At 69.2% G+C, this 15,028-nt stretch carries 11 protein-coding genes; 2 read left to right on the forward strand and 9 right to left on the reverse strand.

Features of this window, described 5'->3' with window-relative positions; translation table 11 throughout:
* Nucleotides 1–11: 11 nt before the first annotated feature.
* The 3 genes from ACZ5MJ_RS18925 to ACZ5MJ_RS18935 all read right to left on the reverse strand — a co-directional run bounded on the left by ACZ5MJ_RS18925 (nt 12) and on the right by ACZ5MJ_RS18935 (nt 2,193).
* Nucleotides 12–1,310, reverse strand: coding sequence for an MFS transporter (locus ACZ5MJ_RS18925; protein WP_464221441.1), 1,299 nt, complete (start codon nt 1,308–1,310; stop codon nt 12–14).
* 108 nt (nt 1,311–1,418) lie between these two features.
* Entirely contained in the window at nt 1,419–1,838 is a 420-nt protein-coding gene (locus ACZ5MJ_RS18930; protein WP_464221443.1) for a VOC family protein, read from the reverse strand.
* Between the two features lie 4 nt (nt 1,839–1,842).
* Nucleotides 1,843–2,193 (reverse strand): GFA family protein, encoded by a 351-nt coding sequence (locus ACZ5MJ_RS18935; RefSeq protein WP_464221445.1) that lies wholly within the window; start codon nt 2,191–2,193, stop codon nt 1,843–1,845.
* 178 nt (nt 2,194–2,371) lie between these two features.
* Here ACZ5MJ_RS18935 and ACZ5MJ_RS18940 point away from each other — a divergent pair, with 178 nt between their 5' ends.
* The gene (locus ACZ5MJ_RS18940; protein WP_464221447.1) at nt 2,372–2,983 is read left to right on the forward strand and encodes an HD domain-containing protein; all 612 of its coding nucleotides are present in this window, start codon (nt 2,372–2,374) and stop codon (nt 2,981–2,983) included.
* A 54-nt stretch (nt 2,984–3,037) separates the two neighbouring features.
* On the opposite strand, the gene ACZ5MJ_RS18945 is transcribed toward ACZ5MJ_RS18940, so the two are convergent.
* Entirely contained in the window at nt 3,038–6,631 is a 3,594-nt protein-coding gene (locus tag ACZ5MJ_RS18945) for an indolepyruvate ferredoxin oxidoreductase family protein (protein WP_464221449.1), read from the reverse strand.
* 362 nt (nt 6,632–6,993) lie between these two features.
* Between ACZ5MJ_RS18945 and ACZ5MJ_RS18950 the strand changes: the two genes are divergently transcribed.
* Nucleotides 6,994–8,262, forward strand: coding sequence for an NYN domain-containing protein (locus ACZ5MJ_RS18950; protein WP_464221451.1), 1,269 nt, complete (start codon nt 6,994–6,996; stop codon nt 8,260–8,262).
* Between the two features lie 82 nt (nt 8,263–8,344).
* On the opposite strand, the gene gspF is transcribed toward ACZ5MJ_RS18950, so the two are convergent.
* The 5 genes from gspF to ACZ5MJ_RS18975 are packed head-to-tail and all read right to left on the reverse strand — an operon-like array spanning nt 8,345 to nt 15,018.
* On the reverse strand, nt 8,345–9,562 hold the full coding sequence (gspF, locus tag ACZ5MJ_RS18955; RefSeq protein ID WP_464221453.1) for a type II secretion system inner membrane protein GspF: 1,218 nt from the start codon (nt 9,560–9,562) through the stop codon (nt 8,345–8,347).
* 15 nt (nt 9,563–9,577) lie between these two features.
* Entirely contained in the window at nt 9,578–11,125 is a 1,548-nt protein-coding gene (gene gspE / locus ACZ5MJ_RS18960; RefSeq protein ID WP_464221454.1) for a type II secretion system ATPase GspE, read from the reverse strand.
* Between the two features lie 8 nt (nt 11,126–11,133).
* Nucleotides 11,134–13,557 (reverse strand): type II secretion system secretin GspD, encoded by a 2,424-nt coding sequence (gene gspD / locus ACZ5MJ_RS18965; RefSeq protein WP_464221456.1) that lies wholly within the window; start codon nt 13,555–13,557, stop codon nt 11,134–11,136.
* A gap of 34 nt (nt 13,558–13,591) precedes the next feature.
* The gene (gene gspN / locus ACZ5MJ_RS18970; protein ID WP_464221458.1) at nt 13,592–14,401 is read right to left on the reverse strand and encodes a type II secretion system protein N; all 810 of its coding nucleotides are present in this window, start codon (nt 14,399–14,401) and stop codon (nt 13,592–13,594) included.
* A complete protein-coding gene (locus ACZ5MJ_RS18975; protein WP_464221459.1) occupies nt 14,401–15,018 on the reverse strand; it encodes a type II secretion system protein M in 618 nt (205 codons plus the stop codon). The genes gspN and ACZ5MJ_RS18975 overlap by 1 nt, the downstream gene beginning before the upstream one ends.
* Nucleotides 15,019–15,028: the final 10 nt, after the last annotated feature.

The raw sequence follows: 15,028 nt of genomic DNA on the forward strand, positions 1-15,028 counted from the left end.
CGCGGCACGACCTAGCGGCTGGCGGCATCCACGCGCAGCAGCCCGCGCCGGTGCAGCGCGTAGCCAAAGGCAAGCAGCGCGCCCAGCGCCAGCGCCACCATCACCCACAGCATCAGCCAGTAGCCGCCGGCCGCGCGCCACAGTAGCGCGCCCAGCCATGGGGCCGCGGCCTGCATCAGCAGCACCGGCGTCATCATCAGCCCGTTGAGCGTGGCGTAGTGGTGGCGCGAGATCAGCTCCGGCATGGCCATCGCGCGCAGCATGGTGTTGACGCCGTTGGCGCAGCCGTACAGCACCGCGGCCACCATCAGCCAGGCACCGTGCCCCAGCGCAAAGCACAGCAGCCCCGCGCACATCAGCACATAGACCGGCAGCGACAGCCGCACCGGGTGGCGCACGCCCGCGCGCATCATCAGCATGCGGCCCACCACCTGGGCCGGGCCGATCAGCGCGGCCACCACCAGTTGCTGCGCCACCGGCATGCCCTTTTCGGTCAGCATCGGGATCAGGTGCGCGCCCAGCAGCGAGGCCACCACCGCGGTCGCGGTAAAGGCCAGCACCACTGCCCAGAACACTGGCTGGCGCAGCGTGGCGCGGGCGACGCCGCGGCTGCCGGACTGGCCGTCGGCCGGGGTCATGCCGGTGTAGGTGGGATGCAGCGCGTAGCGCATGCGCGCGTGCAGCGGTGCGCAGACCAGCAGGTTCAGCGCGGCAAAGCCGATCAGCGTCGGGCGCCAGCCCAGATGGATCACCAGCCATTGCGCCAGCGGCACGAAGATCGTGCTGGCAAAGCCGGCCATCAGCGTGACCGCCACGATCGGCTTCTGGTACTGGTCGCCGTAGGCCTGGCGCAGCACGACGAAGGCGGGCTCGTACAGCGTGGTCGCCATGGCCAGCCCGATCGGCACCCACATCAGCAGGAACACCGGCTGCGACGGTGTCCACGCCCACAGCAGCAGGCCCAGCCCGGCCAGCACCGAGCCCGCGCCCATCACCTTGCGCGCCGGCGCGCGGTCCAGCAGCCGGCCCACCGCGAACGAGCACAGCGCCCACACCAGCAGCCCCAGCGAATAGCCGCCCGCCAGGAAGGGCTTGGACCAGCCCAGGCTGCGGATCATGGGGTCGATGAAGACGGTGAAGGCGAAGAACAGCGTGCCCCAGGAGATGGTCTCGGTCAGGCCGAGGATCCAGACCAGCCCGCGCGGCGGCGTGGCGAGATGCGGAGGGTGCGCGGGTCCGGCGCGGGCCGGGCTGGCGTCTGGGCTGGTGCTGGCGGCGTCCGGGTCGGAGCTGGCTTCTGCTGTGGTCATGGCGGGCCCGGCAGGGGTGGTCGCCATGGATGGCGGCGCGTGGGGCCAGTCGGAAATTGTAGCGATCCTGCGCGCACGCTGCGCGCGCGGCGCCGTGGGGTATGGGCGTTACTGTGCGGTCACCGGCGAGGGCGGCCCCTTGAGCTCGACCACATTGCCGTCCGGATCCTGCACATAGAGCGACGGCCCCTTGCCGTCAGCCCCGAAACGCTGGGCCACCTCGCCGGCGTCCACGCCATGCCGCGCCAGCTGCGCCCGCAGCGCGTCGGCATCGAACGGGTCGATGCGCAGGCAGAAGTGGTCCAGGTTGCGGCCCTCCGCGCCCGGGCCCGCACCGCCGGCGCGGCCCAGCGGGCCGTCGAGCGTGACCAGGTCGATCAGGCCGCTGCCCGCGCGCAGCTGCGTCAGGCCCAGGTCGGCTTGCTCGCGCTCCACGCTGCAGCCCAGTACGTCGACATAGAAGCGCCGCAGCGCCCCTACGTCGGCGCTGCGTAGCACCAGGTGGTCGATGCCGAGAATGCGGAACATGGCGTCAGTGGTGCAGCCCGTCGTAGTCGATGACCTTCAGGCTATCGAGGTCGACATTGTCCAGGCAGCGCACATTGACCGCGGCCATCGGCCTGCCGTCCTTGTCCTGTCCGTCCGCGTACGGGCCGCAGCCGCACACCGGGCAGAAGCGGTGCGCGATCTTCATGGTGTTGAAGCGATAGGTGGAGGCATTGCTCTCCGGCGTCTCCAGCGTGAAGGCCGCGCGCGGCACGAACCACAGCAGGTGGCCGCGCCGGCGGCAGATCGAGCAGTTGCAGCGGATCACGCTGGGGATGCTGTCGGCCTCCACTGCAAAGGCAACGGCGCCGCAGTGGCAGCTTCCGTGGAACGTCATGTCGTCTCCTTGGGCTTGGGTACCGCTCGGTCGAATCACATCAACGGCTGCTGCGCCGCAATAAGCCGGCACATTGTTAGCTTTTTGACAGTGTAGCGCCGCTGCCGGTGCCACAATGCCTGCAAAACATGACGAGACGACGCGCGCTCATCGCGCACGCCCACCAAAGGAGACCCGCATGAGCGACATCCACGCGCCCGCACGCGCCACCTTCAGCCATATGGAGCACGGCACCCGCGAAGACTGGGCCGCCATCTCCGCCGAGTTCATGCCGTTCGCGCGGGCGTTGCCGGAGCGCGTGCTGGCGCACCTGCGGCTGCTGGATGGCGATTGCGGCGGCTTCCCTGTGGACCGGCTCACGCATTCGCTGCAGACCGCGACGCTGGCGCACCGCGACGGCCAGGACGAGGAGTACGTGGTCTGCGCGCTGCTGCACGATATCGGCGATACGCTCGGCAGCTTCAACCATCCCGATATCGCCGCCGCCATCCTCAGGCCCTTTGTCAGTCCCGAGAACCTGTGGATGGTGGAAAAGCACGGCGTGTTCCAGGGTTATTACTTTTTCCATCACCTCGGCCTGGACCGCAACCTGCGCGAGCAGTACCGCAGCCAGCCCGAGCTGTTCGAACGCACCGCGGAGTTCTGCCGCAAGTACGACGGCGCCGCGTTCATGACGGACTACGACACGCTGCCGCTGTCGTTCTTCGAACCGATGGTGCGGCGCGTGCTGGCGCAGCCGCGCAACTCGATGTATGTGAAGCCGGGCGAGGCTACGCTGGCGCAGCCCTGAAATCACGACGGCCTCGCTGCATGGCAGCGAGGCCGTCGTGTGTTGCCGTGGCCGTCAGGCCGCGCGCTGCGCCGTCTCCGGATGGCGGAACTGCTCCAGCAGCCTGGCCCAGCGCCCGCGAGCCGCCTTCAGGTTGTTTTCCTTCACGTGCCCGAAGCCGCGGATATCGTCCGGCAGGTTGGCCAACGCGACAGCGGTCTCGTAGTTCGCGGCATTGAGGCCCGCCACCAGTTCATCCAGCAGCGCACGGTACTCGCCGATCAGCGCGCGCTCGGTGCGGCGTTCCTCGGTCTTGCCAAAGATGTCGAAGGCACCGCCGCGCAGGCCCTTCAGCCTGGCCAGCACGCGGAACAGCTTCATCGTCGACGGACCGAACTTGCGCTTGACCAGGTGGCCCTTGTCGTCGCGCTTCGCGCTCACCGGCGGCGCCAGCCAGAAGTTGAGCTGGTAGTCGCGCCCCGGCTCGCCTTCAAACTGCGCGCGCAGCTTGTCGAGGAAGACCGGGTCGGTGTATAGCCGCGCCACTTCGTACTCGTCCTTGTACGCCATCAGCCTGGCCAGGTTGCGCGCCGCCGCTTCGGTCAGCGGCAGCGCCTTGCCGCTGCCCGCCAGCGTGCTCTCGGCCACGCGCACGCGGTCGATGGCTTCGCGGTAGGTGCGCGCATAGGCGGCGTCCTGGTATGCGGTCAGGTGCTCCATGCGGCGGGCCACCAGCTTTTCGAGCATGGCCCCGGTCGAGGCCGGCAGCCTGACCACTTCGGCGCCTTCAGCGGTGGTCTTCAGCTTGCCGGTCAGCGACAGCACGTGCTCGGGGTCGTGCGCCATGTGGCGGCCCCAGTCGAACGCGGCCTTGTTCTTCTCGACCGCCACGCCGTTCAGTTCGATGGCGCGCTCCAGTGCCTGCAGCGTCAGCGGGATCCAGCCCTTCTGCCAGGCATAGCCCAGCACCAGCGGGTTGGTGTAGATGGCATCGCCCAGCAGCGCCACGGCCAGGCCGCTGGCGTTGATGAAGTCGCACTTCTCGCCCACGGCGTTGCGCACGTCCTGCTCGGCCGACAGGCCCGGGAACTGCCACTTCGGGTTCTTGATGAAGTCGGCGGTCGGGGTCTGCGCGGTATTGACCACGGCGCGGGTGCGGCCGGCCTGGGTCTTGGAGATGACTTCGTCGGTGGCCGACACGATGGCATCGCAGCCGATCACCAGGTCCGCCTCGCCCATGGCGATGCGGGTGGCATGCAGGTCCTCGGGGCGCGCGGCCAGTTGCACGTGCGACAGCACCGCGCCGCCTTTCTGCGCCAGGCCCGCCATGTCGAGCACGGTGACGCCCTTGTTCTCCAGGTGCGCGGCCATGCCGAGCAGGCCGCCGATGGTGACCACGCCGGTGCCGCCCACGCCGGTCACGAGGATGCCGTAGGCGCGGCGGATCGCCGGCAGCTCCGGCTCAGGCAGTGCCGGCAGGTTGCCCATCGACACGCCATGCTGCTCGGGCTTGCGCACCTGCGCGCCCTCGGCCGTGACAAAGCTGGGGCAGAAGCCGTTCACGCACGAGAAGTCCTTGTTGCATGACGACTGGTTGATCTGCCGCTTGGTGCCGAAGTCCGTTTCCAGCGGCTCCACCGACAGGCAGTTTGACTTGACCGAGCAGTCGCCACAGCCCTCGCACACCGCGTCGTTGATAAAGGCGCGGCGTTGCGGGTCTTCCATGGTGCCGCGCTTGCGGCGGCGGCGCTTCTCGGTGGCGCAGGTCTGGTCGTAGATCAGGATGGTGCAGCCCGGCACCTCGCGCAGTTCGCGCTGCACGCTGTCGAGCTGGTCGCGGTGATGGATGTCGATGCCTTGCGGCAGCTTGATCGCCGCGTTGTACTTCTCGGGCTGGTCGCTGACGATGACGATCTTCTTCGCGCCCTCGCTGTGCACCTGCCACGCAATGTCCTGCACCGACAGCTGGCCGTCCACCGGCTGGCCGCCGGTCATGGCCACCGCATCGTTGTACAGGATCTTGTAGGTGATGTTGACGTTGGCCGCGATCGACGCGCGGATCGCCAGCAGGCCGGAGTGGAAGTAGGTGCCGTCGCCCAGGTTGGCGAACACATGCTTGTCGCCGGCGAACGGCGCCTGGCCGATCCATGCCACGCCTTCGCCGCCCATCTGGCTGAAGGTGCTGGTGCTGCGGTCCATCCACACCGTCATGTAGTGGCAGCCGATGCCGGCCAGCGCGCGCGAACCTTCGGGCACGTTGGTCGAGGTGTTGTGCGGGCAGCCCGAGCAGAACCACGGCTTGCGTTCGGCGGTGACGCGCGGCGTGGCCAGCGCCTTTTCCTTGGCTTCGATAATGGCCAGGCGCGCGGTGATGCGCGCGCGCACGTCGATCGGCAGCTCGAACTTGTCCAGGCGCGTGGCGATGGCCTTGGCGATGATCGCCGGCGACAGCTCATAGTGCGCCGGCAGCAGCCAGTTGCTTTGCGGGATCGACCATTCGCCGCCCGCGTTGTCCTTCTCGTCGAACTTGCCGTAGACCCTGGGGCGCACGTCGTCGCGCCAGTTGTAAAGCTCTTCCTTGAGCGCGTACTCCATGATCTGGCGCTTCTCTTCCACCACCAGGATTTCCTGCAGGCCTTCGGCAAAGGCGCGCGCGCCCTGTGCCTCCAGCGGCCACACGCAGCCCACCTTGTACAGCCGGATGCCGATCTGCGCGCAGGTGGCGTCGTCCAGGCCCAGGTCGGCCAGCGCCTGGCGCGTGTCCAGGTAGGCCTTGCCGCCGGTCATGATGCCGAAGCGCGCGTGCGGCGAATCGATCTCGATGCGGTCGATCTTGTTGGCGCGCACGTAGGCCAGGCCCGCGTACCACTTGTAGTCGAGCAGGCGCGCTTCCTGTTCCAGCGGCGGGTCCGGCCAGCGGATGTTCAGGCCGCCCGGCGGCATGATGAAGTCGCCCGGCAGCGCGATCTGCACGCGGTGCGGATCCAGCTCCACCGAGGCCGATGATTCCACCACGTCGGTCACGCACTTCATCGCCACCCATAGCCCGGAGTAGCGGCTCATGGCCCAGCCGTGCAGGCCGTAGTCCAGGTATTCCTGCACATTGGACGGATACAGCACCGGCAGGCCGCAGGCCTTGAAGATGTGCTCGGACTGGTGCGCCAGGGTCGAGGACTTGGCCGAGTGGTCGTCGCCGGCCAGCACCAGCACGCCGCCGTGCCTGGAGGAGCCCGCCGAGTTTGCGTGCTTGAACACGTCGCCGGTGCGGTCCACGCCCGGGCCCTTGCCGTACCACATGCCGAAGACACCGTCGAACTTCGCGTCCGGGTACATGTTGACCTGCTGCGAACCCCATACCGAGGTCGCGGCCAGGTCTTCGTTCAGGCCGGCCTGGAACACGATATTGTGGGCGGCGAGGTGCTTCTTGGCCTTCCACAGCGACAGGTCCAGCGCGCCCAGCGGCGAGCCCCGGTAGCCGGAGATGAAGCCGGCGGTGTTCAGCCCGGCGGCGCGGTCGCGTTCCTGCTGCAGCATCGGCAGGCGTACCAGGGCCTGCGTGCCGCTGATATAGATGCGGCCACGCTCCAGCGTGTATTTGTCTTCGAGGGAAACGTTTTCGAGCGCGCGGCGGATAGCGTCGCTGACCGGGGAGGTCAGGGGGGCATTCATAGGTGCTCCTCTATGGGCGTGCTGTCGGGATCACCGACACCTGCAGTTGTGGGCAACCGCCTGATGGCCTCTTGTGAAGGCGCCGGACGGTTGTGTCTCTGCGCGGCATGGTAGCACCGCCACCGGCGTGGCGGCACCTTGCAATGCAGCACAAAGCGTGCCCGTTGCGCCCGTGATTTCCCGTATGGACAGGGGTTCGCGTGTACACTGCGTTGCATCGAGATCGCCGGCGTGTGTGCCCCGGCGGTCTGCGATGGGCCACATTCCGGCCACCAATGCCGCGCCAGCCTGGTGCAACCCGTTTTCCGATTGCGCGTCCCGATGAGATAAAGCGAGACGGGCAAACCAGTGACCACCTGAACATGACCAATTCCCCCCGCCAGGGCACCGCGACCCTGGCCGTGCTGATCGACGCCGATAACGCGGCGCCCGCCATCGTCGAAGGCCTGCTGGCCGAAGTCGCCAAGTACGGCGTGGCCGCCGTCAAGCGTATCTACGGCGACTGGACCCGGCCCAACCTGGCCGGCTGGAAGGAGCGCCTGCTGTCGCACTCGATCCAGCCGATCCAGCAGTTCCGCTACACCGTGGGCAAGAACGCCACCGACAGCGCCATGATCATCGACGCCATGGACCTGCTGTACACCGGGCGCTTCGACGGCTTCTGCATCGTTTCCAGCGACAGCGACTTCACCCGCCTGGCCTCGCGCATCCGCGAGCAAGGCCTGACCGTGTACGGCTTTGGCGAGCGCAAGACGCCCAAGCCCTTTGTCACCGCCTGCGACAAGTTCATCTACTCCGACGTGCTGCGCGCGGATGCGGATACCGAAGGCGCCGAGGGGGCCGACGGGGCCGCCGCCCCCACGCGCAAGCGCAGCACCGGCGAACTGCGCCAGGACTCGCGCCTGGTGCGCCTGCTGCAGAACGCGGCGCAGGCCGTGTCGGACGAAGACGGCTGGCTGACGCTGGGCAGCATGGGCAACCATATCGCCAAGCAGGCGCCGGAATTCGACTCGCGCAACTACGGCTACGGCAAGCTGTCGGAACTGGTGCTGGCCACCGGCCTGTTCGAGGTCGAGACCCGCAACGGCGGCAACAACAAGACCATCTGGGTGCGGCTGAAGAAGCGCGCCAAGGGCGGCGGCGAGGGGGATGGCCGGGGCCAGCAGCAGCCGCAACAGCAGCAGCCGCAACAGCAGCAGCCGCGCCCGGCGCAGCCTGAAGCGCGCCGCCAGCCGGCACCGGCCCCCGTGCCCGCGGATCCGCCCGCGCCGGTCGTGTCCCAGCCGGAGGCGGCACCGGAGCCGGTGGCCATCCGCGAACCCGAGGTCGAGCTGGCGGCCGTCGCCGCCGATGTGGTCGAGTTGCCGCCGGCGACCGAGCCGGTGGCCGAAGCCGCGCCGCAGGCCGAGCCCAAGGCCCGCCCCGCACGCAAGCGTGCCACGCGCCGCCCCGACGTGACGCTGAGCGAAACGCCGTGGCCGATTGATCAGTCGGTGTTTGCTGCGCCCGGCACGACCGTGCTGACGGCACAGGTCGAAGTCGAACCCCAGCCGCAGCCTGAACCGGCAGCCGGGCTGGCCCCGGCACCTGCGCGGAAGACGCGCAAGCGCCCGAGCAAGAAGTCCGAATGACAGGGAAGCCGGCGCGATGCCGGCTGCTCGCGCCAAAAAGAAACGCCGACATCGCGCCGGCGTTTTTTTCTTCGTGCGGCCCTTACCGCACCAACTGGTTGATCTCGATAATCGGCATCAACACCGCCAGCACGATCAGCAGCACCACCACCCCCATGGTCAGGATCAGCAGCGGCTCCAGCAGGCTGGTCAGGAACAGCGTGCGGCGTTCCAGTTCCTGCGCTTCGCTCTGGGCGGCGCGGTCGAGCATGATCGGCAGGTTGCCGGTGGCTTCGCCCGAGCGGATCAGGTGCACCAGCACCGGCGGGAACTGGTTTTGTGCCGCCAGTGCGCGCGCCAGCGAGGCGCCTTCGCGCACGCGCGTGTTGGCGTCTTCCACATTGGCGCGCAGCGCCTCGTTGGTCAGGGTTTCGCCGGCGGCCTGCAGGCTGCGCAGGATCGGCACGCCCGCCGACACCAGGATCGCCAGCGTGCCGGCGAAGCGCGCGGTGTTGTAGCCGCGTACCAGCTTGCCCAGCAGCGGGGCGGTCAGCAGCCAGCGGTGCCATTCGAGCCGCACCGCGGGCTGGCGCAGCAGCCGGCGGATGCCGAAAGCAACCACCACGATCACCGCCAGCGCGGCCCACCACCAGTTGCGCACGAAGTCCGACAGCCACAGCATGACGATGGTCAGCGTCGGCAGCTTCTGCTTGGTATTGGCAAACACGCTCACCACCTGCGGCACCACGTACGACAGCAGGAAGATCACGATCGCGAACGCCACCACCGTGACGATGGCCGGGTAGGTGAAGGCCAGCCGGATCTTGGCAGTCAGCGTGTTGCGCGATTCGATATATCCGGCCAGCCGCTCCAGCACCAGTCCCAGGTGGCCGGAATGCTCGCCGGCCGAGACCAGCGCGCGGTAGATATCGGGGAAGTCGCGCGGGTGCTGCGCCAGCGCCACCGACAGCGAGCTGCCGCCCATCACCTCGGCGCGGATGCCGGCCAGCAGTTCATGCACATAGGCGCGCTCGGCCTGGTCGGCCAGTGCCCCCAGCGCCTCATCCAGCGGCAGGCCGGCCACGATCAGGCTGGCCAGCTGGCGCGTGAACAGCGCCTGCTCCTGCGTCGACAGCCTGCGCGCGAACAGCTGGCGGCCACTGCGCGGAGCCAGGCCGGCGCCGGCCAGCGGGTCGACGGTCAGCGGCGTCAGCCCGCGCGCGCGCAGTTGCGTGCGCGCCTGGCGCGGGCTGTCGGCCTCGATCACGCCACGGTCGGTCTTGCCGGCGGCGTCGGCGGCTTCATAGCGGAAAGCTGGCATCGGGGCGGCTCCGCCTTAGTCGCGCGTCACGCGCAGCACTTCCTCGAGCGAGGTCGCGCCGCTGTCGACCCAGCGCTGCGCGTCGCCGCGCATGGTGTGCATGCCGTGCGCCAGCGCCACCTGCTTGATCTCCGACTCCGGCGCCTGCCGGTGGATCATGGTGCGGATCTCGTCATCGACCGTGAGCAGCTCGTACACGCCCATACGCCCCTGGTAGCCCGACTGGGCGCACTTGTCGCAGCCCACCGGATGCCACACTTTCTGCAGCGGCTTGCCCTGCGCGAGCAGCACGTCGGCCCCGGCGGGCGTGACCTCGATCACTTCCTCGCGCTTGCAATGCGGGCACAGGCGCCGTACCAGCCGCTGCGCCAGCACCCCCAGCAGCGACGACGACAGCAGGAACGGCTCGATGCCCATGTCGACCAGCCGCGTCACGGCCGAGGCCGAGTCGTTGGTGTGCAGCGTGGCCAGTACCAGGTGGCCGGTCAGCGAGGCCTGCACCGCGATCTGCGCGGTTTCCAGGTCGCGGATTTCGCCGATCATGACCACGTCCGGGTCCTGGCGCAGGATCGCGCGCAGGGCCTTGCCGAAGGTCATGTCGATGCGCGCATTGACCTGGGTCTGGCCGATGCCGTCCAGGTCATACTCGATCGGATCTTCCACCGTCATGATGTTGGTGGAGCGCGCATCCAGCCGCGACAGCGCGGCATACAGCGTGGTGGTCTTGCCCGAGCCGGTCGGCCCGGTCACCAGCACGATGCCGTGCGGCTGGCGGATCAGGTGGTCGAAGCCGCGCAGCGTGCCGGGCGCCATGCCCAGCCTGGCCAGGTCCAGGCGGCCGGCTTCCTTGTCGAGCAGGCGCAGCACCGCGCGCTCGCCGTGGCCGGTGGGCAGGGTCGAGACCCGCACGTCCACCGGGCGCCCGCCCACGCGCAGCGTGATGCGGCCGTCCTGCGGCAGGCGTTTCTCGGCAATGTCGAGCTGCGCCATGATCTTGATGCGCGAGATCAGCGCGCCGTGCAGTGCCTTCTTGGGCCGCACCACGTCGCGCAGCGTGCCATCCACGCGGAAGCGCACCACCGACGAGGATTCGAACGGCTCGATGTGGATATCCGATGCGCCTTCGCGCGCCGCCTGTGTCAGCAGCGCATTGATCATGCGGATGATCGGCGCGTCGTCCTCGGATTCCAGCAGGTCCTCCACCGCCGGGATGTCCTGCATCAGGCGCGACAGGTCGACCTCGCCCTCGACTTCGCCCACCACCTGGGCGGCGCTGCCGTCCTGGCGGTGGTAGGCGTCGGACATGGCGCGCTCCAGTGCCTCGGGCTCCAGCACGCGCAGGCGCAGCGCGCCGTGCACGCGCGCGACTTCGGCCAGGGCCGTCGGCGAGGTGGCGCGGCTCACCCATACTTCCAGCCCGTCGGGGCGCTGGTGCGCGATCAGCAGCGGCGCCTCGCGCGCAAAGCCGTATGAGACCAGCCGCGCCGCCATCGGCGAGGGCGGCTCGAACTCGGCCGGCGCGTTCACGCTGGCGGGGAGGGTGGTTTGGACTTCGCTGGCCATGTCGGGGCTCAGTTCGGGTACGCGGCTTCACCGCGCTGGTTCAGCGGCTGCGGCGCTTGCTGAGGTACCTGCTGCGGGACTTGCTGCTCGGGCAGTGGCTGGCCCGGCACGCCCGGCTGCGGGGCACTCTGCGCCGGCGTCTGCGGCAGCGGCAACGGGCCGGCAACCGGGCCGTTCGAGCGCGGATCGACGAACGGCGTGGTCGGCGCGTCGGCTGGTGGCAGCAACGGCGTGTTGGTGTCGCGCACCATGACGTTAGGCGAAACAAACTCCTGCTGCTGCCCGCGCATATAGTCGTAGCGGTCCTGCGTCAGGCGCTCGGCGGCGCCTGCGGTGCGCATCACATAGGGGCGCAGGAACACCAGCAGGTTGGTCTTGGAGCGGTTCTTGTTCTCGTAGCGGAACAGGCCACCGATCCATGGGATATCGCCCAGCAGCGGCACCTTCTGCACGCCGTCGCCATACGAGTCCTCGATCAGGCCCCCCAGCACGATGATCTGGCCGTCGTCGACCAGCACATTGGTCTCGATCGAGCGCACGTTGGTGGTCGGGCCCTGGATCAGGTTGGCGGTCGACTGCACCACCGATGACGATTCCTGGAAGATCTGCATCTTCACCAGCCCGCCGTCGGTGATCTGCGGCTTCACGCGCAGCGTGATGCCCACGTCCTTGCGGTCGAAGGTCTGGAACGGCGTGACCGAGGCAGCGGCCCCGGTCTGGGCATAGGAGCCGGTGGTGATCGGGATGTTCTGGCCGATCAGGATCTTGGCTTCCTCGTTCTCCAGCGTGATCAGGTTCGGCGTGGACAGCAGGTTGACGCTGCCGTTGGTGCCCAGCGCGCGCAGCAGCGCGCCCAGGCCCAGCGCCTTGTTGACGATGCCCAGGTTCAGGCCGCCCACGTCCTGCACCAGCCCCTGCGCCGCGGCGATGCCGGCGGTGTGGTTGCTGTTGTACAGCGCGCCGGCCAGCGACAGGTTCAGGATGTTCTGCCCACCGGTGCCGAAGTTGGTGCCGGCAAAGACGTTGGTGTTGTGGCCCGGCGAGGTGAGCAGGCCTTGCCACTGGATGCCGAGCTGGCTCGCCTGGGTGGCCGTGACCTCAACGATCATCGACTCGATATAGACCTGCGCGCGGCGCGCGTCGAGGTCGTCGATCACGCCGCGCAGGTTGCGGTAGACGGGCTCGCTGGCGGTGATGATCAGCGAGTTGGTGGAGGCATCGGCCTGGATGATGCCGCCGGTGGTGGGCTGGGTATTGGTGCCGAACGACGCGGCAAAGGCCGAGTTGCCATAGGCCCCGCCCGAGCCGCTGCTGCCGGTGCCGCCGCGGCTGCTGGTCTGGGTCCCGGTGACACCTCCGGTGAACTGACCGCCCGCGGGCGTCGAGACATTGGTCAGGCCCGCGGCGCCGCCAATGCCGCCGGCCTGCCCGCCAGGCTGGGTGGTGCTGGCAAAGCTGCTGTCGGCGGCGACAATGGCGCGCAGCGTGGCCGCCAGCTTGACCGCATCGGCATTCTTCAGCGGCACTACCCAGATATTGCCCGGGCGTGCGTAGGGCTGGTCGAGCTTGTCGATCAGCAGGCGCGCCTGCTGCAGGCGCGCGCGGCTGGTGGCGCGGATCATCAGCGAATTGCTGCGCGGCTCCGCCACCACCGAGGTGCGCAGGCTGGCGTCCACGCCCGGCGCGCCGCCGGCAGTGCCCGCGGCGCCGGGGTCGAGCAGTTTCTGCAGCACCGTTGCGGTATCGCTGGCCAGGGCATGCTTGAGCGGCACCAGCTCGACCTCGCCCGAGGCCGGCGCATCGACCGCGGCGATGATGCGCGCGATCCGGCGCAGGTTGTCGGCGTAGTCGGTGATGACCAGCGTGTTGTTGGCCGGGTAGGCGGTGATGGTGTTGTTGGGCGCGATCATCGGCCGCAGCACGGGCACCAGGTTGTTGGCCGATTCATAGTTCAGCCGGAACACCTGCGTCACCACCTGGTCGCCGCGGCTGGCGCTGCCGCCGATCACGGTGGGCGAGCCCTGCAGCTTGGCATCGGCCTCGGGAACGACCTTGGTGAAGCCGTTGCTCTCGACCATGGCATAGCCCTGCATGCGCAGCACCGACCCCAGCGTCTGCAGCGCCTGCGCGCGCGACACCGGCTGCTCGGTGACCAGGTTGACCGTGCCCTTCACGCGCGGATCGATCACGAAGTTCTTGCCGGTGGCCTGGCCGACCGCCTTGATCACCGAGTCGAGATCGGCATTGACGAAGTTCAGCACCACCTGGTCGCGGTTGGCCGGGGTCACGTCCGGCGGCGCGGGCGGCGTGCCGGTGCGCGCTCCGGGCTGGGCCCACAGGGGCGTCGGCGCCAGCAGGGAGAGCCCGCACAGCAGGGCCACGGCGCGGGCGCAGGCGGTCTGGAAAACAGGTCGGGGGGCGTGGGTTTTCATAGTCATTTCCGAGGGCTGCGGGCTCTGCGTGGCATCAGAACTGCAGCCTAGTCACATTGTTGTCTCGTCGTCCCAGCAGGCTCAGCAGGCTGGTCAGCTGCGTGGCCGCTTCGGGTTCCGCGTGGGCCGTGCCTTCGAAGCGGGCCTGCCGTCCGAGCGTGCCGCTGCCCTCCAGGTAAAGCGGGCCCGCGATGGTGCTCAGTTGCAGCTTGCCGCCGCCTTCGCCGGTCCAGTCGATTTCCGCACGGTAGCTGCCCAGCGGGCGCAGCCGGCTGACCGCGGCCGACACCTGCTCGATGCGCAGCGTCATATGGCCGCTCATGCCCTGGCCCGAAAAGCGACCCTGCAGCGTGGACCAGTCCACGCGCATCAGCCCGTCCGGGCGCAGCGTGTTGAACGGCGCGCCGACGCCTTCCAGCAGCGACGCGGGCAGCCGGATGGCACCGGACTGCGCGGTCCAGCCCAGAGGCGTCGCGGTGACGGTCACCGGCGCGGCCATGGCCTCGGAGTGGCTCAGCACCACCCGTGCGCGGCCGGTCAGCAGCGGCCAGAACGCCAGCGTCCATTGCAGCCTGCCGGGCAGCACGGTGGCAGTCTGGCTGCCGGCGCCGGCCGACAGCGCCAGCGTGGCGCTGCCATGCCACAGCGAGCCGCTGGCATCGGCCAGCAGTACCCGTCCCTGCGTCTGCGTGGCCACGCGCGCGGCGATCCAGGTCGCCGGCAGCATCGCCACCGTGGTTACCGCGGCGCTCGCCAGGGCCACGCCGAGCCAGCGCAGGCGCCGCCACGTGGCCGGCTGGCGCAGCGCGCGGCGCGGCAGGCGCAGGGTTTCCAGCCGTACCATCAGCTGCGTCCGCCCGGACCCTGCAGGGTCGCGGTGACGTTTACCAGCGCCGTGGCGCCGACATAGACGATGCGGGCATCGGCCACTTTCATGCGCTGTTGCTGGCGCACGTCTTGCAGCCAGCTGCTGACCGCGCCGAAGGGAACCTTGTCCAGCTGCACCTGCACGCTGTTGTCGGTGCCGGCGGCCAGCCGCGTCGCCTTCAGGCCGTACTGGGCCAGGCTTTCCTGCAGCGCCTGCGTCAGCGCGTCGCCGCGCAGGGACGGGGCGGGCGAGGCCTTCATGCCGCGGGCTTCCTGCGCGAGCGTTTCCATTTCGGCCAGGTCGGCACGCAGCTTGGGCAGGTTGCGCGCCACCCGCTCGCGGCCGTCGGCGGCCGGCTCCCACAGCAGCAGGTAGCCGATCACCAGCGCCAGCACCGCGCCGCCGCCGGCCAGGATGGCCTGCTCGCGCGGGTTGCGCGCCGACCAGAAGGCGTTGAAGTGTTCCTGCCACGCCTGCGGCACGGACGGGCGCAGCCGCGCCAGGCGCGCGCGCAGCGCGGAGGCGCCTGAGGCCGCGCCCGGTCTGCTGGCGCGTGGTGTCTGGCTGCGGGCAGAGTCTTTCAGTGGGTTCATGTTGCGCGTG

Source organism: Cupriavidus sp. LA-1 (assembly GCF_055385985.1).

Excerpts from the sequence above, each read along its gene's own strand:
- gspD (WP_464221456.1), bottom strand. The coding sequence starts at position 13,557 with ATGAAAACCCACGCCCCCCGACCTGTTTTCCAGACCGCCTGCGCCCGC.
- gspF (WP_464221453.1), bottom strand. The coding sequence starts at position 9,562 with ATGCCAGCTTTCCGCTATGAAGCCGCCGACGCCGCCGGCAAGACCGAC.
- ACZ5MJ_RS18930 (WP_464221443.1), bottom strand. The coding sequence starts at position 1,838 with ATGTTCCGCATTCTCGGCATCGACCACCTGGTGCTACGCAGCGCCGAC.
- ACZ5MJ_RS18975 (WP_464221459.1), bottom strand. The coding sequence starts at position 15,018 with ATGAACCCACTGAAAGACTCTGCCCGCAGCCAGACACCACGCGCCAGC.
- ACZ5MJ_RS18945 (WP_464221449.1), bottom strand. The coding sequence starts at position 6,631 with ATGAATGCCCCCCTGACCTCCCCGGTCAGCGACGCTATCCGCCGCGCG.
- ACZ5MJ_RS18940 (WP_464221447.1), top strand. The coding sequence starts at position 2,372 with ATGAGCGACATCCACGCGCCCGCACGCGCCACCTTCAGCCATATGGAG.
- gspE (WP_464221454.1), bottom strand. The coding sequence starts at position 11,125 with ATGGCCAGCGAAGTCCAAACCACCCTCCCCGCCAGCGTGAACGCGCCG.
- ACZ5MJ_RS18950 (WP_464221451.1), top strand. The coding sequence starts at position 6,994 with ATGACCAATTCCCCCCGCCAGGGCACCGCGACCCTGGCCGTGCTGATC.
- gspN (WP_464221458.1), bottom strand. The coding sequence starts at position 14,401 with ATGGTACGGCTGGAAACCCTGCGCCTGCCGCGCCGCGCGCTGCGCCAG.
- ACZ5MJ_RS18925 (WP_464221441.1), bottom strand. The coding sequence starts at position 1,310 with ATGACCACAGCAGAAGCCAGCTCCGACCCGGACGCCGCCAGCACCAGC.
- ACZ5MJ_RS18935 (WP_464221445.1), bottom strand. The coding sequence starts at position 2,193 with ATGACGTTCCACGGAAGCTGCCACTGCGGCGCCGTTGCCTTTGCAGTG.